The sequence below is a fragment of the Kribbella sp. NPDC043289 genome, from assembly GCF_056436705.1.
Window position 1 is genome coordinate 1 of sequence record NZ_JBWKCB010000006.1, and the last position, 21,515, is coordinate 21,515.

Consider the following 21,515-nt stretch of genomic DNA (forward strand, 5'->3'; position numbering starts at 1 on the left):
CCAACCTCAACAGGCCGGCCAACTCCTCCGAAAACGACACGGTCCCCGCAACTCCTCAAATCGAGGTGTTGCGAGGACCGCATGAACCCGCCGATCCCGGGGGCTTCTGGTGTGACGGGGGTGGAGGCTCAGGCCTCGACCGAGTCCTCGGAGAGGTTGCGAGTCACGTTGGGGTCAACCTGGACGCCAGGGCCCATCGTGGTCGAGAAGACCGTCTTCTTGATGTAGCGGCCCTTGGAGCTGGCCGGCTTCAGCCGAAGGATCTCCTCGAGCGCGGCGCCGTAGTTCTCCACCAGCTGGGCCTCGTCGAACGACGCCTTGCCGATGATGAAGTGCAGGTTCGAGTGCCGGTCGACCCGGAACTCGATCTTGCCGCCCTTGATGTCGGACACGGCCTTGGTCACGTCCGGGGTGACCGTACCCGTCTTCGGGTTCGGCATCAGACCACGCGGGCCGAGGACGCGACCGAGGCGGCCGACCTTGCCCATCAGGTCAGGGGTGGCGACGACGGCGTCGAAGTCCAGCCAGCCGTCGGTGACCTTCTTGATCATGTCGTCGTCGCCGACGAAGTCGGCGCCGGCGGCCTTCGCGGCCTCGGCCTTCTCGCCGGTGGCGAAGACGAGGACCCGTGCCGTCTTGCCAGTGCCGTGCGGAAGGTTGACGGTGCCGCGCACCATCTGGTCGGCCTTGCGGGGGTCGACCCCGAGACGCATCGCGACGTCCACGGTGGAGTTGAACTTCTTGCTGCCGGCGGCCTCCTTGGCCAACCGGATCGCCTCGAGCGGCGTGTACAGGTGATCGAAGTCGATCTTGTCCGCGATCGCGCGGTACGCCTTACTGCGCTGTGCCATTACTACGGTTCCTCTCTGGGGTGTGGTCTCCGGGCGGCGCTTCGCCCTGCCACAACTACGTGAAGTGCTGAGTGGTACGTCGTACCGAGGGCTGTGATCAGCCGTCGACCGTGACGCCCATGGAGCGCGCGGTGCCCTCGATGATCTTCATCGCGGCGTCGATGTCGCGGGCGTTGAGGTCCGGCATCTTGGTGGTGGCGATCTCGCGGACCTGGTCCTTGGTGATCTTGCCGACCTTGTCGCGCTGCGGGACGGCCGAGCCCTTCTGCAGACCGGCGGCCTTCTTGATCATCTCCGGCGCCGGCGGCGTCTTGGTGATGAAGGTGAAGGAACGGTCTTCGTAGATCGTGATCTCGACCGGTACGACGTTGCCGCGCATGGACTCCGTCTGGGCGTTGTACGCCTTGCAGAACTCCATGATGTTGACGCCGTGCGGACCGAGCGCGGTACCGACCGGCGGTGCCGGCGTCGCGGCACCGGCCTGGAGCTGCACCTTGACCAGTGCAGCGATCTTCTTCTTGGGAGGCATTCGTCGGGTCCTTAGACTTTCTGGATCTGGTTGAAGCTGAGTTCCACCGGGGTCTCCCGGCCGAAGATCTCCACCAGGGCCTTGATCCGCTGGGCCTCGGCGTTGATCTCCGTGACTGTGGCGTGCAGGGTCGCGAACGGCCCGTCGACCACCATGACCGAGTCCCCGACACCGAAGTCGGCGACCTCGACCTTCTTCTTGGCCGCGGTCTTGGCGGGTGCGGCACCAGCTTCGGCTGCCGCCGCCTCGGCCGCCGCCACGACGGCCGGAGCGAGCATCTTCTCGACCTCTTCGAGGCTGAGCGGGACCGGCTTCTGGCTGTTCCCGACGAAGCCGGTCACCGACGGCGTGTGCCGCACGGTCGACCAGGACTCGTCGGTCAGATCCATCCGGACCAGGACGTAGCCGGGGAGCACCGTGCGCTTCACCATCCGGCGCTGCCCGTTCTTGATCTCGGCGACCTCTTCGGTCGGCACGATGATCTCGAAGATGTAGTCCTCCATGTTCAGGGAGTTGATCCGGTTCTCCAGGTTGCCCTTGACCCGGTTCTCCATCCCTGAGTACGTGTGCACCACGTACCAGTCACCGATCTGCGAACGTAGCCGGCTGCGCAGCTCCTCGAGCGGGTCACCCGGCTCCTCGGGCTCCGCCTCTTCGGCCTCGTCGTCGGCCTGCGCCGCGGCGGCGGCCGCAGCCAGCGCGTCCACGTCGGCATCGTCCTCGTCGTCGCTGTCCTCGTCGCCGTCGTCAGCGCTCGAGAAGACCACCTCGTCGGCCGCGGCCGGCGGCTCGGTGGTGGTCAGCGGCGCGGTCTCGGCGGTTTCCTCGGCCAGCTCCTCGGCGGCGTCCTCGACGTCGTCCTCGGTCACGACCTCGGTGACCTCGGACTCGTCGGCGGGTGCGACCACGACGACCGGCTCGTCGTCCGACGTGTCGGCGTCAGCGCTCGGCACCTCGGACTCGTCGTCGGCGGAGTACTCGTTCTCGTCCGCGTCGGCATCCTCGTCGTCGTCATCGTCATCGTCGTCGAGATCCGCGAACGGGTCGTCGTCATCGTCGTCGTCACCGAAGAGGTCGTCACCGGTGGCGTTCTCGTCGAAATCGAGGTCGTCGTCGGAGTCGGATACGTCGAACTCGCCCTCGTAGTCGAGGACCTCGTCGTCGCGCTCGGACACGTCGTACTCCGTCATCTGTGCATCGGGGTCTTGTCTGCTTCGGGTCGGGTCAGGAGCCCGGGACCTGCGTGCGGTCGTCGGCCGTGGCGAAACCTCAGCCGAAGATCTTGAACATCGCCCAGCCGAAGGCGAGGTCGAGGACCGAGACGATCGCGATCACGAACACCACGAACGTCAGGACCACCACGAAGTAGGTGGACAGCTGCTTGCGGGTCGGCCAGACGACCTTGCGGAGCTCCGCGACCACCTGGCGGTAGAAACGCAGCAGGCCCCTGCCCTGCTTGCCTTCCGCCGGCTTGCCGGCGCCGGACGGTGCCGGGGTGCGCGTCTCCGTCACGACCTACCTCTTTCGCTAGCGGCGGCCTGACCGGCCCTGCGCCGGTCAGGATTTGCAGGGCACGAGGGACTTGAACCCCCAACCTTCGGTTTTGGAGACCGATGCTCTGCCAGTTGAGCTAGTGCCCTCTGCAATCCATCCGGACGCCGCGTCGGACCTGATCTCGGGCATGCCGGATCAGGGCCATCAACGCCCGGACTAGATGAGTGTACGGGGTCCGAGCCACCTGGTCGAACTCAGCCTCTCGGCCTCCTTCGTCCTGACCCTGCCCGCACGACCCGTCACCAGGCGCCGCACCGCGGTCAGAACCATACAGCCTCCAGTGATCCCCAACGCACCACACCCCCGGCGCGTTCCCCGGACCACCCCGTGAAACCGCCGAACACCGCCGTACGGCGTGGTGCCAGGATGGTCGTCATGGGTTCCAGGATCTCGGCGCGGATCGGCGCCATCAGTGAATCGGCGACGCTGGCGGTGGACAGCAAGGCGAAGGCCCTCAAGGCGGCCGGGCGCCCGGTGATCGGGTTCGGCGCGGGTGAGCCGGACTTCCCGACGCCGGACTACATCGTCGAGGCCGCGGTCGCGGCAGCGCGGGATCCGAAGAACCACAGGTACACCCCGGCCGGCGGCCTGCCGGAGCTGAAGCAGGCGATCGCCGACAAGACCAAGCGCGACTCCGGGTACGAGATCGAGGCCGCGCAGGTCCTGGTCACGAACGGCGGGAAGCACGCGGTCTACAACGCGTTCGCGACCCTGCTCGACCCGGGCGACGAGGTGCTGCTTCCGGCGCCGTACTGGACGACGTACCCGGAGACGATCCGGCTGGCGGGCGGCGTACCGGTCGAGGTGCTCGCCGACGAGTCGCAGAACTACTGCGTCACCGTCGAGCAACTCGAGGCGGCGCGGACCGAGAAGACCAAGGCGCTGCTGTTCTGTTCGCCGAGCAACCCGACCGGCGCGGTCGACAGCCCGGAGGCGGTCGAGGCGATCGGCCGTTGGGCGCTCGAGCACGACCTCTGGGTGATCACCGACGAGATCTACGAGCACCTGACGTACGGCGACGCGACGCCGACGTCGATCCCGGTCGCGGTACCGGAGCTGGCGGACAAGACCGTCGTACTCAACGGGGTCGCCAAGACGTACGCGATGACCGGTTGGCGGGTCGGTTGGATGATCGGCCCGAAGGACGTGATCAAGGCCGCGACGAACCTGCAGTCGCACCAGACCTCGAACGTCTGCAACATCGCCCAGCGGGCCGCTCTGGCCGCGGTGTCCGGCGATCTGAGCGCAGTCGACGAGATGAAGCAGGCGTTCGATCGGCGCCGTCGGACCATGGTCCGGATACTCAACGAGATCCCCGGCGTCGAGTGCCCGGAGCCGACCGGCGCGTTCTACGCGTACCCGTCGGTCAAGGGCGTCCTCGGCAAGGAGGTTGCCGGGCGGACTCCGACCACGTCCGCCGAGCTGGCCGACCTGATCCTCGACGAGGTCGAGGTGGCGGTCGTGCCGGGCGAGGCGTTCGGCGCTCCTGGGTACCTGCGGCTGTCCTACGCGCTCGGCGACGACGACCTGGCCGAGGGCCTCGGGCGGATCGCGAAGCTGCTGGGGTGATCCCGGATTTCGCCGGTCGGGTACGGGCTCGGTAACCTTCGGTAATGACGCAGCGGGATCTGCGGGTGTTGCCGAAGACGCACCTGCATCTGCACTTCTCCGGGTCGATGCGGCACCTGACCCTGGTAGAGCTCGCGGACAAGCACGGCGTCCGGCTGCCCGATGCGCTGCGCACCGACTGGCCGCCGGAGCTGTCGGCGGCTGACGAGCGTGGCTGGTTCCGGTTCCAGCGGCTCTACGACATCGCGCGTTCGGTGCTGCGGACCGAGGACGACGTACGGCGTCTGGTGCGCGAGGCGGCCGAGGACGACCGGGCCGACGGTTCGCGCTGGCTGGAGATCCAGGTCGACCCGTCCGGGTACGCGAACCGGTTCCACGGGATCACCGAGTTCACCGATCTCGTACTGGACGCCGCGCGCGATGCGTCCGCGTCGACCGGGATCGACGTCCAGGTGATCATCGCCGCGAACCGGACCCGGCACCCGCTCGATGCCCGGACGTTGGCGCGGCTGGCCTCGCAGTACGTCGGACGCGGCGTGGTCGGTTTCGGACTGTCGAACGACGAGCGCCGGGGTACGACGTCTGAATTCGAGCCGGCGTTCCGGATCGCACGGCACGCCGGCCTGCTGGCGGCGCCGCACGGTGGTGAGCTCTGCGGGCCCGCCACCGTCCGCACCTGCCTGGACGAGCTCGGTGCCGGCCGCATCGGTCACGGCGTCCGCTCTGTCGAGGATCCAGACCTGTTGAAGCGGATCGTCGACGCGCAGATCGCTTTGGAGGTCTGCCCCGCGTCCAACGTCTCACTCGGCGTCTACCGCCGTCCCGAGGACGTCCCGCTCCGCGAGCTCTACGAAGCCGGCGCCCGCATCGCCCTCGGAGCCGACGACCCGTTGCTCTTCGGCTCCCGCCTCGCCGAACAGTACGAAACCGCCCGCACCGTCCACGGCTTCACGGACTCCGAGCTCGCCGACCTGGCCCGCTCGTCGGTCCTCGCCTCCACCGCCCCACCAGAAACCCAGAAATCCCTCCTCACCGAAATAGACCAATGGCTCGGCACCCCAGCCACCCTGCCGGTCTGACGATCTACCTGGCCCGCCACGGCCAGACCGAGTGGAACACCACCGGCCGCCACCAAGGCCGCCTCGACTCACCACTCACCCCCGTCGGCCTCCAACAAGCCACCCGAAACGCCGAACTGCTGTAGGCAGAGGAGCTCGACGATGGTGGGGCGGAGTGGTGCTTGGCGGCCGTTGCTGGTGTCGCACGAGATGATCGGGCGCGTGCTCCTGCGACGACTCGGTGTGGCCGATGCGCTGGGAACGCGGCAGCCTTCCGACGTGGTTTATCGCGTGAAGGCAGGAGGAACGGTCGACCGGCTGGCGTGGGCAGAATAAGTGCCGGTTGAGTTCCGGTTCGGGTCATTGTTCAGGGGTCGGAGCGCGCCTAGCTTTGCGGTATGACGCCAACGAAGATCCTGCTTCCCGAGGACGAACTGCCAACGCGTTGGTACAACGTGCTTCACGACCTGCCGACGCCTCCGCCACCGGTGCTGCACCCAGGCACGGGCCAACCGATCGGCCCGGACGATCTCGCACCGCTCTTCCCGATGGATCTGATCCTGCAGGAGGTCTCGCAGGAGCAGTACGTCGACATTCCGGGCGAAGTGCTCGACGTCTACCGGCTGTGGAGACCCAGCCCGCTCTACCGGGCGCATCGTCTCGAGAAGGCGCTCGATACACCGGCGCGGATCTATTACAAGTACGAAGGCGTCTCGCCGGCGGGCTCACACAAGCCCAACACCGCAGTCCCCCAGGCGTACTACAACGCGAAATCCGGCGTCCGAAAGCTCACCACCGAAACCGGCGCAGGACAGTGGGGTACGGCGCTGGCGTTCGCCTGCGCGCAGTTCGGGCTGGACTGTGAGGTCTGGCAGGTGCGGGCGTCGTACGACCAGAAGCCGTACCGGCGGACGATGATGCAGATCTTCGGCGCGACCGTGCACCCGAGCCCGTCGGAGCTCACCGAAGCCGGGCGGAAGATCCTCGCCGAGCACCCGGATTCCACCGGTTCACTGGGGATCGCGATCAGCGAGGCAGTCGAGGCCGCAGTACAGGATCCCGAGGTGCACTACGCCCTCGGATCGGTGCTCAACCACGTGCTGATGCACCAGACCATCATCGGCGAGGAAGCGCTGATGCAGTTGGCAATGGTCGGCGAGACCCCCGACCTTCTCGTCGGCTGCACCGGCGGCGGGTCGAACTTCGGCGGCCTCGCCTTCCCGTTCCTGCGCGAGAGGTGGGCCGGGCGGATGTCACCGGTCGTGCGCGCGGTGGAGCCGGCGGCGTGCCCCTCGCTAACTCAGGGCACGTACGCGTACGACTTCGGCGACACGATCGGCATGACCCCGCTGATGAAGATGCACACCCTCGGTCACGACTTCGTCCCGGATCCGATCCACGCCGGCGGCCTGCGGTACCACGGGATGAGCCCGTTGATCAGCCACCTCTACGAAACGGGTGAGCTCGAAGCGGTCGCGAAGCCGCAGTCCGAATGCTTCGCCGCCGGACTCCAGTTCGCCCGGACCGAAGGCATCGTCCCCGCCCCCGAGCCCACGCACGCCCTGGCCGCCGCCATCGAAGAAGCTCAACGCTGCAAGGAATCCGGCGAGGAGAAGGTCATCCTGACGGCCCTCTGCGGCCACGGTCATCTCGACCTGGCCGCCTACGACGCGTACCTGTCCAACACCATGACCGACCGCTCCTGGGAGGACGCCGAGATCCAGTCAGCCGTTGCCGAGGCCCTCTCACATCTCCCAGCCCTCACCTGACGACCGCTCAACCCATCCGTCCGCAGTAGGTCAGCGGCCCCCGCGCTTCCACCAAGGCTTGGGCCGCTTGGCCACCGCGACCAGCCAATCCTCCGGAATCGCCCACCCACGGGAGGTCAACGCCTCGAAGTACTCAGCCTTCAGACTGTCCGGCAGCCAGTACGTCGCCTTGGCCCCACTGGACGCCTCGAAGTACGTCGTCCGTTGCCGACGGCTCCAAACCGTCGCCTGACTCGAGCTGTACGCAAGCCGCACGTAGTCCCACCGCGCCTGCTCGTCGTCCATGTCGAACTCGCGCTCGACGACCCGACCCTTCCCTCGCTGCGCCTGATCGATGTCATCGATCAGGCCCTGCACCACCGCCCGATGCTCGGTCATCTCGTCCGGCAGCCGCATCTCCACCGGATCCAGCACGACCGCGCCCAGCCGGGGCCGGGCAACCTCCAGGAACACCTCGAGCAGAGCGAACCCTTCCTCCACCCGTCCGAAGCGCGGCAGATCGGCACGCAACGTCGTCACGGCTTCCTCAGGCACCCGACAACCTTAACCACCCACCCCGCACCCAGAGCCCAACTCGCGAGGGGCTGCCCCTATCTGCCCCTGAATGCCCCACGCCGCTCACGCTCAGCGAGCGGTGTCGAGCCCGCACGATCCCCCGAGACGGAGGTCCCACCACGCGATAACGCTGGTCACGACGGCCGAAACCTCCTTTTCCACAACGAATTCGGGGCATCCTGGGGCAGCCAGGGGCAGATCATCCACAGGGCCCGATTTCCTGGTCGCGGAGGGTGTTCGGCGTCTTATAGTTACCGCCATGCCAGAGCCCAACGACTTGTTGCGGGCGGCGCGAGAGCGCACTCCGTCACGCCGCGCGCCGGGCGAATCCCTGTCCCGCGGCGAGCTCGCCGACACCATCTGTTCCTGGCTGTGGGAAACCACCGAGATCAAGTACGAACTCGACGGCCACTACATCGCCAAGCTGGAACGCGGCGCGGTTCGCTGGCCCGGCGCGGCTTATCGCTCCGGTCTACGCCACGTCCTGCAAGTTGCCGCCGACAACGAACTCGGATTCTTCCCGCCGTCCGGAACCTCCGCGACCGACCAGGACCAGCCACCACCCTCGATGGTCGGCCACGACGACGACCTGATCAACGCCGGTGACGAGTCCGTCGCGCTGCTCTCCTTCGCCGAGGAGTCCAACGTCGGCGAGCTCACCGTGGAGCAGCTTCGGGCCGACATCGAGCGGATCGCCCAGTCCTACCTCCGCACTCCGACCAGGCAGCTGTTCACCAAGAGCCGGGCCATCCGGAATCGCGCCTTCAACCTGCTGGCCGGCAACCAAGCACCCCGCCAGTCCCGCGACCTGTACTCGGCCGCCGGCTGGGCGATCACGCTGCTCGCCTGGATGTCGGTCGACCTCGGCCGGCCGGACGTCGCCGAGGCGCACACCCGGACGGCCTGGGCCTGCGCGGAGGCCGCGGACCACGACGTCCTGCGGGGCTGGATCCGCGCGACCCAGCACACCGCCGCGTTCTGGCAGGACGACTTCGCCCGAGCCGCGACGTACGCCGAGGACGGCCTGCGGTACGCCGCCGGTACGGCGCGACTGTTCCTCGCCAGCGCGGCCTCGGTCGACCTAGCTCGCGCGGGCCGACCGGACAAGGCCCGCGAACTCCTCGACGTCGCCCGAACGCTCAACGTCCGCCCAGCCGAGTCCGAACCAGGCGGCGTCCTGCTCTGTACGCCGGAGCGCGCCGAAGGCTTCTGGGCGGACACCTACCTGGCGTTCGGCGAGGCCCAGCGCACCGCGGACCACGCCGATCACAGCGTCGCCCTGTTCGAGGCAGCGCCGTACCCCCTCCGGAACCTCGGATCCGAACGGATGGCGCGGCTTCAGCAGGCGAAGGCCCGTCTGCTCCTCGGCGAGCTCGACGGTGCGCTCGAGGCCGTCGAACCGGTCCTGGACATCCCGATGGAGTACCGCGTCCGCCCACTGATCCAGCGAGTCGCCGAGGTAGCGGCCCTGACCTCGCCGTACGCGCGGAGCTCGACGGGCCGGATGCTGCGGGACCGGATCGCCGAGTTCACCCAGCGCCCCGCTCTCCCCACTCGCCAGCCCCGGCCGACGCCCAACGGACTGGCCGATGCCCACCGAGCCCATCCGGCACGACGCGCGAGAGAGGACCGGAGATGATCAAGGACGTCCGCAATCACTGGTATTGGCGCCCGAACTGGCGTCCCGGGCGATCGTTCTACACCTGGCACATCGTCTTCCCCGAGAACACGGCACTCCTCGAGCTGCACACGGCGTACCAGCAGCTGGTCGACTCACTCCCCGGCATCACCCCGGTCCCAGCACGCTGGCTACACCTGACGTTGCAAGGCGTCGGGTTTGTCGACAAGGTGCCGTCGGCGGATCTGCGTCCGATCGTCGAGGCCGCTCGGCAGCGGCTCGAACACTTCAAGCCGTTCGAGATCCGGATCGGTCCCGCGGTCGTCGACGTCGAGAGTCTGCAGCTCCCGGTGGCCCCGGTTGACCGGATGCGCCGGCTCCGCGCCCAACTGCGCGCCGCGATCACCGATGTCTGGGGCCCCGACTCCGTCCCCGCACTGCCCGAGTTGGACCCCCACATCTCTCTGGGCTACTGGAACCAGATCGCCCCGGCCGAGCCGCTCATCCAACGCACGCGGGCACTCGGCGGCGGGTACGGCACCACGCAGCTGACCGACGTCAGCCTGATCGTGCTCAACAGCGACCAAGAGCAGTACGAGTGGTCGACGTACGCCACCGTCCCGCTCGGGCTTCCGTTCCGCCGATCCGACGACACCGGAGCGGGCTGATGAGTGCGACCGCAGCCGACCTGCTGTCCGACGACGCGGCAGCGCTGGTCATCCGCGCGCTGCTGGACTTCCGCAGTCTCTGGACCACGCACGACCTGGTCACGACCACCGGCGTCCCGGCGCCGACGATCCGCCGCGTGGTCGAGCAGCTCGACCGGGAAGACCTGGTCGAGCGCACAGCGCCCGGCGTCGTCGCTGTACCGAGCTGGCTGGCCCTTCTACGTCGCTGGAACCGGGCGGCGCGCTTCGGCCGTAACGCTCGGCTGACGTACTGGCGCAGCAAACAACCCACTGGGAAGCTCCTGGACGACCTACCGGGCAGCTCGCTCCGGCACGCGGTCAGCGGGACCCAGGCTGCCCAGCACTGGGCTCCTGGTACGCCTAACGGCCCGACGGTGATCTACACACCCGATGCGGTGGCGGCAGCCACTGTCTGGGAGCTGATCCCCGCAACGAGCAGGTCGATCGTGTTGGCCGAGACAACCGAGGACATCGTCTACACCCGCACCCGAAAGACCGACACCGGCCTCCGCCTGGCTGCACCCGCCCAGGTCCTCTCGGACCTCCTGACAGGTGCAGCCACGTCAGCTCGCGTCGCAGACCCGCTGACCCGCTGGATGCAGGATCACGAGCTCGAGTGGCGCTACTAGTAGGCGCGGATCGACACCACGTGAGCCCTCGGAGCGCCGTTCGTCTTGTGCGCGGTCAGCCGGAGCTGGGTGACCGGCGTGGCAGTCTCCAGACGGTGGCGTTGGGTGCGGTGGTGGTTGGACGTGACCTCTGCGATCACCTGCCAGCCAGAGCCCTCGGTGCGGGCTTCGAGGGTGTAGTCGGCCAGGAGGGTCGGCAGGGTCTCGAACGGCGTGCGGTGGTGGTGCAGGTTGATGAGGTCCTCCTGGACATCCGCGTCCAGGACGACCACAACCTCGGACAGCTCGACCGGCTCCGGCCAGGTGAGCTGTAGCCACGGGGCCGCGTCCCACGCGAGGTCCTCGGAGGACCAGAGGTTCGGGCCGCCGTACGGGCGCGCGTACCCGCCGATGACCTTCGAGGCGTCGTACGCCGTGGTCTCGCCGAGGCGGAGGCAGAGACCCTCGCGGGGCAGGATGTGCTTCCAAGCACGGAACTGCTCGGTCCACTGCTCGTCGGCCGCCGGTTCGCGATGCGCGAAGTGCACGGTGCTGGGGAGCGGCGTGGTCGTGGTGTGAACTGAGATGCCGGGCGTCTTCTTCAGTACGACGAACGCGTTGGCAGGACCGGACGGGTTCCAGGTCAGCGGGACGTGGACCCAGCGCTTCTCGCCGGCCGGGATCTCAAGGGTGCAGGAGTCGATGAGTGCCGCGGGGAGATAGTTCTGCGGCTTGACCGGGTCATGGAGTTCGACGGTCAAGGAACCGCCGGTGGAGTCGACGAGGAGCTCGAAGCCGTCGAGGGCCGGATCGACGGGGAGGACCATGCCGACGTCGGTCGTCAGGGGCAGCGTTCCGGACGACACCTCCGCCGCGGGCCGGGTGAGCGTGGACGATGCGGTGGCGGTCGCGGACAGCGCGAGGTTCGCCGGGTCGTCGTCCAGGACGCCGAAGACCGAGGAGTCGGCGCGGGTCATGGCGTGCTTCACCAGGTCGAAGTGGTCCTGCGCCAGTTCCCGCGGCGTCAGTCCGTTGCGTAGGGCAACAGACGCGCCGATACCGGCAGCCTCACCGAGCAGCGCGCACGTCGCCATCACCCGCGTCGTACCGAACGCGACGTGACTGGCGCTGATGTTCCGGCCGGCCAGCCACAGATTCCGCACGTTCTTCGAATACAAGGAACGCAGCGGAATGTGGTAGATCCCGTCCGGGTGCCAGTGCTTCGACCCGCGCTCCGACGCGTAGACGCCGCCGGGCGGGTGCAGATCGATCGACCAACCGCCGAAGGCGACAGGATCCTCGAATTCCGTCTGCTCGAGTACGTCGTGCTGGGTCAGCACGTGATCGCCGAGAAAACGCCGGTACTCGCGTTTCCCCGGCACCGACCCGATCCATTCAAGGGTCAGGTTCTCCGCATCGAACCGGCCGGAATTCTTGATGTAGTCCCAGATTCCGTAGACCACTGCCTGCAGCTCGTCGCGGATCGCCTCGTTGTCGTCGACGACGTCCAGCGAGCCACCCCACTCGATCCACCAGAACGCGCAGCCGTTCATGTCCGTCCGGATCACCCGGCGTTCCGGAATCGCGGTTTTCGTGACGTCCCGCGCGAACGACGGCGGCACGAACCGCACCGGCTCGCCGGCGTCCTTCGTGTAGAAGAGGATCGTGCTGCCGAGCGTGTTCGAGTCCGGCACCTCGGGCGCCCACGACTCGTCGTACAACGATTGCGGCTCCCGACCGGTCCGGTACTCCGCTCCCGCGAGCACTGCGACCAGCCCGTCACCGGAACAGTCCACGAACACCGGACTGACGAATCGGATTTCCTTTTCCGACCCCATCTGCCAGCCGGTGACGGACCGGATCTCGGAATCGGCCGCCTCCACGGACCGGACGTCGGTGTTCAGGTACAGCGTGATCAGCGGCTCGGCGCGTACTGCCTCGAGCAGCACGAGGTCCCAGTAGTACGGGTTCCCCAATGGGTTCTGGTACTGGTTCTCGACGAACAGCTCGCCCATGATGCCGGTCTCGCGGGCGAAGCTCTGGGTGCCGTGGGCGGTCGCCCCGCACACCCACACCCGCACCTCGCTGGACGAGTTTCCGCCGAGCATCGGCCGGTTCTGCACCAGGGCCACGGTGTTCCCCTGCCGCGCGGCGCCGATCGCCGCGCAGATTCCGGCGAGCCCGCCACCGACGACGGTCAGATCGGACTGGACCTCGAGCTGCTGCATGCACGAACCTCTCAGGTGTCGGGTTGGCCGAAGATCTCCGGCCGGAAAACGGAGTCCGGATGGACGACGGGTTGCCCCGTCCCGTCCGGATGGTTGGCAGTGAGGTGATCCGGCACGCGCTGTGCCACCATCACGAACAGCAGCCCGGCGGTCAGGACGTCGCTCGCCCGGCCGGCGAAAAACTCGGTCCACACCGGGCCGTTCGGCGTCCCGGTGTCGAGCACGACATCCGCGACCCGGCCGATCGGTGAGTCGGCAACGCCGGTGATCGCGACGGTCAGCGCGCCCTCCGACTGCGAGCGCTGGACGAAGGCCAGCGTGGTCGGGTCCAGCCCGGACCGGGTCACGGTCAGCGCGACATCGCCCTCGCCGAGCAGGCCGGCGCCGATCTGCGAGGAGCTCGGACCATCGAAGAACCACACCGGAATCCCGATCCGCAACAGCCGGATGTACAGCTCCCGGGCCGGGATCGCGTCCCCCCACTCGCCGTAGATGTGGGTACGCCGGGCGCCCGCGATCGCGTCCGCGACCTGGGTGGCCGCGGTCAGGTCGATCGCGGACAACGCGTTCCGCAACGCGTTCGCCTGCGTGGACGCGAGCACGTTCAGCACCTGCTCGGGCGGATCCGCCGGGCCGATCGCCAGCCCGATGTCACTCGCCCAGCCCGCCTCGAGACCGCGCCCGACCTCCATCGCCAGCGCGGCCCGCAGCGCGGGATAGCCCTCGAACCCGAGGTGCGTGGACAGCCGCGTCACTGTCGCCGCCGAGGTCTGTGCGGCCCCGGCGAGCTTGGTGATCGACCCACGCGCGACCTCGTCCGGGCTCGCCAGGATCTGTTCGGCGACCCGCTGCATCGCGCCGTTCAGCTCGGGCAGGGCCTGCTTGACCAGCTGTAACGGACTCGGACTGCCGGCTCGTTCCATCGATGAATCCATTCCGTGATCATCACGTATAGACGAACTGGGCACTCGCCACACCGTCGGTGTCACTGACCACGCGCACCCAGTGCGCGCTGAACCCGTCGGGGAAAACGTGTGTCCGTACTTGTCCCGGTTCGACCGTCAGCGTCTCGACCGCGCCGAACCGGCCGTGCCCGTGGAAGTCGATCTCGAGCGTGATCGTGAGTGCGGTGTCGGAGAAGTTCTCCAGGTGCACGCACTTTCCGCGGAAACCCGTCATCAGGTACGGATCGGACGGAACGCCCGCGGAAACCGGTGTCTCCCACCACGGTCCGCCCCATCCGGCCGGCGGCCCGAAACTCCACAGGTCGTCGGTCTTGCCGAACCACAGTCCGGACTGCGGCTCGGCCGTCGTCGGGTTCATCCCGTGGCTCGGCGACGCGTTGTCCGCCCCGGCGACGAGCATTCCGCGCCAGGAGCAGAAGTCGCCGAGCACCCACAGGTGCGTGGAGATCGGCCGCACGCCCCAGATCCGCCCGCCGTACGCCCACGGCGACAGCTCGTAGAACATGCCGTGGTGGTCCATCAGCAGCCGCTCGTGCTCGACCTCGCGGATCCGCGGCCACTCGGTCTGCCACTTGTGGTCGAAGCAGTGCGACGCCTTCGGCAGCCGGTACCGCGTCCACTTCTGGTCGGACTCGGTGAACACCTCGAGGATCGCCGACGCGCGGTCCCAGCCGGTCGCGAAGATCGTGCCGCCGAACTCGTGCCGGCCGCCGATCGCGGTGAACGGGTCCTCGCGGAGGATCGTCCAGGACGTGCCGTCGTACTCCGCCAGGCGCCCGCGCGACCGTTCGCCGGCCCACTCCGGCTCGGCGTACTCGTTCGAGCACACCACCAGCCGGCCGAAGCTCGTGTAGCAGTCCTTGTAGTGGACCTTCATCTCGCCGTCAGTCCCGAGCTCGTCGTTCAGGTCGAACAGCTGCGTGCACTCGTACGTCGTGAGGTCGAGCTCGAACAGCTCGCCTTCCATCGCGAGCACATACACATGCGTGTCGGGCTTGGTCAGGTGCCGCGACGTACCGCAGACCCGGAGCGGCTGCAGCTCGGGGATCGTGACGATCTTGTGGTCGGTACCGATCACGTGCGGTCCGAGGACCAGTTGCGAGGTCGGAAAATGCACGAACCGGTTCGTGTACGTTCCGTCCACGCCGAGTGTTTCCGGAACGATTTCCATCGACAGATCGGCGTCGACCCGGCGGAGGCTCACCCCGCCACCGGACGCAGCCTTGTGGGAGTTGTAGTTCTGGACGTAGAGCTTTCCGTTCCACGGCATCAGCGACCCGACGCCGATCTCGCTGCGCGGCGGACCGAAGTCGCCGATCTGGGCGAGATGCGGAAAAACACCGGAAACGTTCGTGGTCATTTGATTCCCGTATGAGTCATGGCGGCGATGAACCGTCGTTGCAGGACGACGAAGACGATCAGTACCGGCACGATCGAGATCACCGAGGCGGCCATCGTCAGGCCCGGTGCGATCTGCCCCTGTTCGTCGACGAAGTTCGTGAGGCTGAGCGGCAGCGTGTAGCGGTCGGGGTTGCTGATCAGCACCAGCGGGGTCTCGTAGTCGTTCCACGACCAGACGAACGCGAGAATGCCGAGCGCGCTCATCACCGGTGTTGCCAGCGGCAAGTAGATCCGGGTGAAGACCCGCCACTCGTTGGCGCCGTCCATCCGGGCCGCTTCGGCGAACTCGGCCGGCTGGCTGATGAAGAACTGCCGCATCAGGAACGTTCCGAGCACGGTGAACATCCCGGGCAGGATCAGCGCCCACAAGGTGTCGTAGAGCCCGAGTTTCTGGAAGTAGATGAACCGCGGAACGAGGAGCAACTGCGCCGGAATGATCGCCGTCGCCAGGTACAGCAGGAACAACTTGTCCCGCCCCTTGAACGACATCCGCGCGAATGCGTACCCGGCCATCGTCGCGGTGATCAGCTCACCCGCGACCCGCAGTACGGCGACGAACACCGAGCGACCGAACGCGGGCAGGACCGAGGTCGCCCCGCTCAGTACCGTGGTGAAGTTGTCCCACTGGAACGGGTTGGGGATCCACTGCATCGGGATCTTGTAGGCGTCCACGTCCGGCTTCAGCGCGGTCGAGATCATCCACGCGAACGGTGCGAGGAACGCGATCGCGAGGATCCACAACGGGATCCCCCAGATCCACTTGCTGTATTTACTGGTCATTGAGGGCCTTCCCTCGCTGCGCCCGCCAGGTGAGCAGGGTCAGGACGAGTACGCCGGCGAAGGTCACCAGGCCGATCGCCGAGGCGTATCCGAAGCGGTAGAACTGGAAGCCGGTCTGGTACATGTAGTACGAGATCGTCGTGGTCGCGTCGCCCGGACCACCCGCGGTGATCAGTGCGATCAGACCGAAGCCCTGGGACGCGCCGATGATCAGCGTGACCAGCAGGAAGATCGTTGTTGGGAGCAACGACGGCCAGGTGATCACGCGGAACTTCGCCCACGCGGACGCGCCGTCGATGTCGGCCGCTTCGTACAGCTGCCGAGGCGCGTCCTGCAGCGCGGACAGGTAGATCAGCGAGCAGTACCCGACACCGCCCCAGACCGCCATCACGATCAGCGCGGGCAGCGCCCAGTGCGACGAGGCGAACCAGGCCGGCTGGATCCCGAACACGTCCAGCACCTGGTTGACCAGGCCGGCCTTCGGGTTCATCAGCATCAGCCAGGTCATGCCGATCGCGACCACGTTGACGATGTACGGCAGGAAGAAGATCGCCCGCAGGACGGCCCGTCCCGGGAGCGGCCGGTTCAGCGCGATGCCGAGAGCGAGCCCAAGTACGACGGTCAGCGGGACCGACACCACGACGTACACCAGGGTGAGGCCGATCGCGTGCCAGAACCCCGGGTCGCGGGCGATCGCGACGAAGTTGTCGAGGCCGTTGAACGTGATTCCGCCGATGCCGGAAACCAGGTTCCAGTCGGTGAAGGCGAGCACGACGACGCTGATCAGCGGGATCAGGGTGAAGGCGATCACGCCGAGCAGGTTCGGGGCGATGAACAGGAAACCGATCCAGCCGGACGGGCGGATTCCGGAACCTCGCTCCGTGCTGGCCGCCGTACGCGCGGTGGCGACCGTGGCGGTGGCCATCAGGGCCTCCTCTCGTTACGGGCGATCGCGGCGTCGGCCAGCCGACGTACCTCACGGATCGCGACGCCCGGGTCCTTCTCACCGAGCCAGCACAGGTCCCGCTGCTGTTTCACCGCCTGCGTGATTTCCGGAAACCCGGTCAGCCGGGTGTCGGTGGCGAGCTTCGGATCCGCGTCCAGCACGACGCGGTGGAACGAGTCGAGATCGAAGTACTTCTCCGGCTCTTTCCCGAGCATTCCGGAAACGATCTGGTCGTCGGTGACGCTGCCGAGCGACGGCATCTTGCCGCCCTTGAGCATCGGCGTCGCACCCTCGGTCAGCCAGAACTTCACGAACGCCCAGGCCGCCTCGAACTTCGGCGACTTCGGGTTGATCATGATGAAGTTGCTGAACGAGCCGAGGTTCCAGTCCTTGCCGTCGACCGTCGGCGTCGGCGCGAACGCGACCTTGAAGTCGTGCGGGTACTTCTTCGCGTCATACAGGTAGCGCAAGTTGAACGGAGCCGTCGACCAGAGGTGGAACTCCTCGCCGAGGAACGAGTTCTGCTGGTACGCGTCCAGGTGCCGGGACAGTACTTCGGTCCACGGAAACGCCGTTCCGTCGGCGATCATCTCGCGACCGAGGCGGAAACCCTGCTCGAAGTGCGGATCACCGAAGTTCGAGCGGTCGCCGTCGTACCAGTAGTTGGGACCGAGGGCGATCCGGGCGACGTCGGGGAGCGTGTACGTTCCGACCGTCTTGTCCGTCGTCAGTTTCCGGGCCGTCGCGCGGAACTCGTCGATCGTCCACGCGTGCGGGAGGTCGACGCCGGCCTGCTGCCGGAGTTTCTCGTTGAACAGCACGAAGTACGGCTCACGAGCGGTGGCGAGCGCCTTGACCCTGCCTTTGTCGATGTACGACCGCGGCTGCTCGGTGTCCAGGAACACCTTCAGATCCGGGTCCGCGGTCACGCGCTCGGTCAGGTCCGCCGCCAGTCCGGACCCGGCCCGCAACGCCATCGCACCCTGGGAGTAGGTGAAGTACACGTCGATGTCGACGCCACCCTGGAGGGCGGTGTCGAGCTTGAGGTTGCCGCGGTCGTCGTTCACGAACCGCGTGTAGTTCACCTTGTACTGCGGAAACTTCTGCTGGAACGCCTTCACCACATCGGCCGGCCCGGATGCTGCCGGGACCCCACCCCACACCTGCAGAGCACTCGACCGCCCGCTGTCGCCGCCGGAACACCCCGGCACCACAGCCGCAGCCAACCCTGCCCCGGCCCCGGCCAGAACCTCCCGCCGAGAAAATCTTTTGCGCCTCACTACCCACCTCCCACCAGATTGCGTAAAAGATTAGCAATCCGAGGCGCCCCTGCCTACCCTCCACGTAAATCTTTTTCACGCACCGAAGAACGGGTAGTGGTCCCCTGATCGGCCCCATCTGGCCCACCCCACGCTCGCGAGCGCACCGCCGAGGCCAGCACTACCCGTTCTTCGGTACGCCGTTCCGGCACGCGAGCGCACTCCCCACGCTGCCCACCACCCACCGCGGATCGCCGATCACCTGCTGATACGCGAACCGCAAGACGAGCCACCCGGCCGCCACCAGATCGTCGTACCGGCGACAGTCCGCGGCGAACTTGGCAGGCGAGCCGTGGAACTCGTACCCCTCGGCCTCCAGAGCGACCCGGGCTGCACGGTTCCCGAGGTCGACCCGCATCCGGGACTCCCCGGTGTCCACCACCAACTGCGGTTCGAACCCCTCGATCCCCGCGGTCACGAGCAGGCTTCTGAGCATCGACTCGAGAAAGCTCTCCGAGAGACTCGTCGCCTCGGCCCCGACCCGCAAGGCGTTCGGCCGACCGGGGCCGGCCATGGCCACCGTCGCCGCGATCAGCTCCTCGTGCGTCACCCGTCCGGTGGCCAGCGCCGCGTCAGCCACCGCCAGTGCTTCGCCGAACGGAAGAGTGCGGGCACAGTCCAGGACCGATCGCAGCAGCGACGTCCGGCGCGCCAGCCGATCCGCCGACGGCAGGTCCGCCCAGTGCAGGACCGCCGGCGGCGCCGCCTTCGCGTTCCGGTCCATCGGCAGCGTCACATGGGGCTTGGCCGGGGAGGACAGGAGCGGCAACCGCCACACTGCGGCAGCGCTCACATGCGACAGCACGCCGTCATGTGCGATCGCGGTGGCCAGGTCGGTCGCAAGCCCTGGCAGTCCGTAGATCCCGCGGGTCAGCCGCTCGACGTCACCACGCCGGACAGCTGCCGCCAGGGTGCGCCGCGACGTCGCCCGCACCAGGTCGGCGGACGTCGCCCAGCCACCCAACCGGGCGAGCACCTCCACGACGGAAACCACCGACGCATAGTGCCTGCTGAAGCCAGTTCTGTGCCGAGCTTTGTCCACAGGTAGCGAAGGACGGGTAGTGGTCCGGCTCCGTCGGTGGGAGCAGGCGTAACCGAACCGACCAGTCAGCCGGAGCGTGTACCACTACCCGTTCTTCGGTACCGGGTCAGAAGTCGCAGTTCACCAGGACGGGTTCGTTGACCAGGGTGATGTTGAAGGACTGCTGGACCTGCGCGCGAACGTGGGCCGCCAGGGCGAGAAGTTCCTTCGCGGAGGCCTGGCCCCGGTTGGTGAGGGCGAGGGTGTGCTTGGTGGAGACGGAGGCGCCGCCGATGGCGAAGCCCTTCGAGACGCCGGCGTGCTCGATCAGCCAGGCCGCGCTGGTCTTGACGCGCCCGTCCGGCTGCGGCCATTGCGGCGCACCGGCCGGTACTTCGGCGGGCGTGTCGAGGATCGGGTTGGTGAAGAACGAGCCGGCGCTCCACGTGTCGTGGTCGTCGGCGTCGAGAACCATCCCCTTGCTCCGGCGCAGACCGAGCACGGCCTCGCGGACCTCGGTCATCGGCGCCCGGGAACCCGGCTCGACGTCGAGGACACGCGCGAGTTCGGCGTACCCGACAGGTGCCGACAGGTCGCCGAGCTTCAGCTGGAACGTGACCTCGAGGACGACGTACCGCGCCGGGTCGGCCTTGAAGCGGGAGTTCCGGTAGGAGAATCCGCAGTCCGCCGCGAAGATCGTCCGGACCGCGTTCTCGACCCGGTCCCAGACCCGGACGGAGGCAACGGTTTCCGCGACCTCGTGCCCGTAGGCCCCAACGTTCTGGACTGGGGTCGAGCCGGCGAGCCCGGGAATCCCGGACATCGACTCGAGGCCGCTCCATTCCTCCGCGATCGCGCGCTGGACGACGCCATCCCAGTCCTCACCTGCGGCGATCCGCACCATCGCGCCGGAACACATGTCCGCGTCGACCCGGATTCCGGAGGTCGCGACCTTCACGACGGTGCCGCGGAAACCGTCGTCACCGATCACGACATTGCTACCGCCGGAAAGCAGCAGAACCGGTTCCCCGGCCGCATCCGCATCCCGGACCGCCGTGATCAGGTCGTCCTCGGTAGTGACTTCGATGAACTTGTCGGCCGACCCGCCGATCCGCAGCGTGGTGTAGTCGGCCAGCGACACGTGCGTTCTCACCGGACGCGCACGACCGCCCTGGCCCGGCCGAGGACCTTCTCCTCGCCGGCAACTGCCGTGATGTCGATCTCGGCCTGCCCGTCGGCGACCTTGTCGACCTTCGCGGAAAACGTCACACTCGCACCCTTGTCGTCATCCGGTACGACGACCGGCTTGGTGAACCGTACGCCGTACTCGACCAGGTCGGCCGGGTCGTCGATCCAGTCCGTGACGACCCGCACCGCGGTCGCCATCGTCAGCATTCCGTGCACGATCACGCCGGGCAGCCCGAGCGCGCCGGCCATCCGGTCGCTCCAGTGGATCGGGTTGAAGTCGCCGCTCGCGCCGGCGTACCGGACCAGGTCCTCGCGCCGGAAGGTGACGGTCAGCGGCGGGAGCTCCGTGCCTACCTCGGCTCTACTGTTTGTTCGCTCGCTGCGCTCGCTCATGCGTCCGCCCGGTTGTGCGAGAGGGTCGACGTGGAGGTGGCGATCGGCTCGCCGTCGACGGTGGCCAGGGTGGTCTCGTACATGATCACCTCGACTGGACCGGCCTTGCGCACGGTGGTGATGGTGGCGGTCGCGGCGATCTCGTCGCCGGCCTTGATCGAGCGGGTGTAGCTGAACTTCTGCGCGCCGTGCACGATCCGGTCCAGCCGAAGACCGAGTTCGTCGTCGTTCAGCAGCTGCTCGAGCGCGCGGCTGCCGATCACGAAAGCGAACGTGGGCGGCGCGATCGCGTCATCGCCCCGGTACGCCGGGTTACCGTCACCGATCGCGTCGGCGAACTCCCGGATCTTCTCCCGGCCGACCTGGTAGGACTCGGCGGCCGTGTAGCTCCGGCCGACCATCGTGGCGTCGATCGTCATATCCGCTAACCCTACTGGCAGACTGTGGCCCGGGTTTCCGCCACCCACGATCCGA

Annotated in this window: 23 protein-coding genes and 1 tRNA gene; 8 read left to right on the forward strand and 16 right to left on the reverse strand. The window is 67.6% G+C overall.

Annotated features, from left to right (window positions below; translation table 11 throughout):
• Window positions 1–128: 128 nt before the first annotated feature.
• The 5 genes from rplA to AC0662_RS30695 all read right to left on the reverse strand — a co-directional run bounded on the left by rplA (window position 129) and on the right by AC0662_RS30695 (window position 3,020).
• Window positions 129–851 carry a 50S ribosomal protein L1 gene (gene rplA, locus AC0662_RS30675; RefSeq protein ID WP_478305000.1) on the reverse strand — a complete coding sequence of 241 codons (723 nt, stop codon included), beginning with the start codon at window positions 849–851 and terminating at the stop codon, window positions 129–131.
• A 97-nt stretch (window positions 852–948) separates the two neighbouring features.
• Window positions 949–1,380 (reverse strand): 50S ribosomal protein L11, encoded by a 432-nt coding sequence (rplK, locus tag AC0662_RS30680; RefSeq protein WP_132319511.1) that lies wholly within the window; start codon window positions 1,378–1,380, stop codon window positions 949–951.
• 11 nt (window positions 1,381–1,391) lie between these two features.
• Window positions 1,392–2,333, reverse strand: coding sequence for a transcription termination/antitermination protein NusG (gene nusG, locus AC0662_RS30685; RefSeq protein ID WP_452193807.1), 942 nt, complete (start codon window positions 2,331–2,333; stop codon window positions 1,392–1,394).
• Between the two features lie 316 nt (window positions 2,334–2,649).
• Window positions 2,650–2,892: a preprotein translocase subunit SecE gene (gene secE / locus AC0662_RS30690; protein ID WP_130384685.1), complete on the reverse strand. Its 243-nt coding sequence runs from the start codon at window positions 2,890–2,892 to the stop codon at window positions 2,650–2,652.
• Window positions 2,893–2,947: 55 nt separating this feature from the next.
• Window positions 2,948–3,020, reverse strand: a tRNA-Trp gene (locus AC0662_RS30695).
• A 289-nt stretch (window positions 3,021–3,309) separates the two neighbouring features.
• On the opposite strand from AC0662_RS30695, the gene AC0662_RS30700 reads away from it, so the two are divergent.
• From AC0662_RS30700 to AC0662_RS30720, 5 genes are all read left to right on the forward strand, one after another.
• Window positions 3,310–4,503: a pyridoxal phosphate-dependent aminotransferase gene (locus AC0662_RS30700; RefSeq protein WP_478305002.1), complete on the forward strand. Its 1,194-nt coding sequence runs from the start codon at window positions 3,310–3,312 to the stop codon at window positions 4,501–4,503.
• 44 nt (window positions 4,504–4,547) lie between these two features.
• Window positions 4,548–5,582: an adenosine deaminase gene (locus AC0662_RS30705; RefSeq protein ID WP_452193779.1), complete on the forward strand. Its 1,035-nt coding sequence runs from the start codon at window positions 4,548–4,550 to the stop codon at window positions 5,580–5,582.
• Entirely contained in the window at window positions 5,549–5,707 is a 159-nt protein-coding gene (locus AC0662_RS30710; protein WP_478305004.1) for a histidine phosphatase family protein, read from the forward strand. The genes AC0662_RS30705 and AC0662_RS30710 overlap by 34 nt, the downstream gene beginning before the upstream one ends.
• Before the next feature lie 16 nt (window positions 5,708–5,723).
• A complete protein-coding gene (locus tag AC0662_RS30715) occupies window positions 5,724–5,897 on the forward strand; it encodes a hypothetical protein (RefSeq protein WP_478305006.1) in 174 nt (57 codons plus the stop codon).
• Between the two features lie 62 nt (window positions 5,898–5,959).
• On the forward strand, window positions 5,960–7,330 hold the full coding sequence (locus AC0662_RS30720) for a TrpB-like pyridoxal phosphate-dependent enzyme (protein ID WP_478305008.1): 1,371 nt from the start codon (window positions 5,960–5,962) through the stop codon (window positions 7,328–7,330).
• Between the two features lie 30 nt (window positions 7,331–7,360).
• Here AC0662_RS30720 and AC0662_RS30725 read toward each other — a convergent pair whose 3' ends face one another.
• A complete protein-coding gene (locus AC0662_RS30725) occupies window positions 7,361–7,864 on the reverse strand; it encodes a hypothetical protein (protein ID WP_452193775.1) in 504 nt (167 codons plus the stop codon).
• Window positions 7,865–8,144: 280 nt separating this feature from the next.
• On the opposite strand from AC0662_RS30725, the gene AC0662_RS30730 reads away from it, so the two are divergent.
• From AC0662_RS30730 to AC0662_RS30740, 3 genes are read left to right on the forward strand one after another with little or no spacing between them, the layout of a single operon-like run.
• Window positions 8,145–9,524: a hypothetical protein gene (locus tag AC0662_RS30730; protein WP_478305010.1), complete on the forward strand. Its 1,380-nt coding sequence runs from the start codon at window positions 8,145–8,147 to the stop codon at window positions 9,522–9,524.
• Window positions 9,521–10,171 carry a 2'-5' RNA ligase family protein gene (locus AC0662_RS30735; protein WP_452193772.1) on the forward strand — a complete coding sequence of 217 codons (651 nt, stop codon included), beginning with the start codon at window positions 9,521–9,523 and terminating at the stop codon, window positions 10,169–10,171. The genes AC0662_RS30730 and AC0662_RS30735 overlap by 4 nt, the downstream gene beginning before the upstream one ends.
• Entirely contained in the window at window positions 10,171–10,821 is a 651-nt protein-coding gene (locus AC0662_RS30740) for a hypothetical protein (RefSeq protein WP_478305012.1), read from the forward strand. Before AC0662_RS30735 ends, AC0662_RS30740 begins: the two co-directional genes overlap by 1 nt.
• Here AC0662_RS30740 and AC0662_RS30745 read toward each other — a convergent pair.
• The 10 genes from AC0662_RS30745 to AC0662_RS30790 form a co-directional block, all read right to left on the reverse strand.
• Window positions 10,818–13,028 (reverse strand): FAD-dependent oxidoreductase, encoded by a 2,211-nt coding sequence (locus tag AC0662_RS30745; RefSeq protein ID WP_478305014.1) that lies wholly within the window; start codon window positions 13,026–13,028, stop codon window positions 10,818–10,820. The two genes, AC0662_RS30740 and AC0662_RS30745, sit on opposite strands and share 4 nt — an antisense overlap.
• Window positions 13,029–13,039: 11 nt before the next feature.
• On the reverse strand, window positions 13,040–13,963 hold the full coding sequence (locus AC0662_RS30750; protein WP_478305016.1) for a MurR/RpiR family transcriptional regulator: 924 nt from the start codon (window positions 13,961–13,963) through the stop codon (window positions 13,040–13,042).
• A 10-nt stretch (window positions 13,964–13,973) separates the two neighbouring features.
• On the reverse strand, window positions 13,974–15,353 hold the full coding sequence (locus AC0662_RS30755; RefSeq protein ID WP_478305018.1) for a hypothetical protein: 1,380 nt from the start codon (window positions 15,351–15,353) through the stop codon (window positions 13,974–13,976).
• Window positions 15,350–16,174, reverse strand: a complete 825-nt coding sequence (locus AC0662_RS30760) for a carbohydrate ABC transporter permease (RefSeq protein ID WP_452193763.1) — start codon at window positions 16,172–16,174, stop codon at window positions 15,350–15,352. Before AC0662_RS30760 ends, AC0662_RS30755 begins: the two co-directional genes overlap by 4 nt.
• The gene (locus tag AC0662_RS30765) at window positions 16,164–17,099 is read right to left on the reverse strand and encodes a carbohydrate ABC transporter permease (protein ID WP_452193762.1); all 936 of its coding nucleotides are present in this window, start codon (window positions 17,097–17,099) and stop codon (window positions 16,164–16,166) included. The genes AC0662_RS30760 and AC0662_RS30765 overlap by 11 nt, the downstream gene beginning before the upstream one ends.
• Window positions 17,099–18,334, reverse strand: a complete 1,236-nt coding sequence (locus AC0662_RS30770; protein ID WP_478305021.1) for an ABC transporter substrate-binding protein — start codon at window positions 18,332–18,334, stop codon at window positions 17,099–17,101. Before AC0662_RS30770 ends, AC0662_RS30765 begins: the two co-directional genes overlap by 1 nt.
• A 226-nt stretch (window positions 18,335–18,560) precedes the next feature.
• Window positions 18,561–19,433, reverse strand: coding sequence for a type IV toxin-antitoxin system AbiEi family antitoxin domain-containing protein (locus AC0662_RS30775; RefSeq protein WP_478305023.1), 873 nt, complete (start codon window positions 19,431–19,433; stop codon window positions 18,561–18,563).
• A 154-nt stretch (window positions 19,434–19,587) separates the two neighbouring features.
• Entirely contained in the window at window positions 19,588–20,613 is a 1,026-nt protein-coding gene (locus AC0662_RS30780) for a UDP-N-acetylmuramate dehydrogenase (RefSeq protein WP_452193757.1), read from the reverse strand.
• Window positions 20,610–21,041, reverse strand: a complete 432-nt coding sequence (locus AC0662_RS30785; protein ID WP_452193756.1) for a MaoC/PaaZ C-terminal domain-containing protein — start codon at window positions 21,039–21,041, stop codon at window positions 20,610–20,612. Before AC0662_RS30785 ends, AC0662_RS30780 begins: the two co-directional genes overlap by 4 nt.
• Entirely contained in the window at window positions 21,038–21,460 is a 423-nt protein-coding gene (locus AC0662_RS30790; protein ID WP_452193755.1) for an FAS1-like dehydratase domain-containing protein, read from the reverse strand. The genes AC0662_RS30785 and AC0662_RS30790 overlap by 4 nt, the downstream gene beginning before the upstream one ends.
• Window positions 21,461–21,515 lie beyond the last annotated feature (55 nt).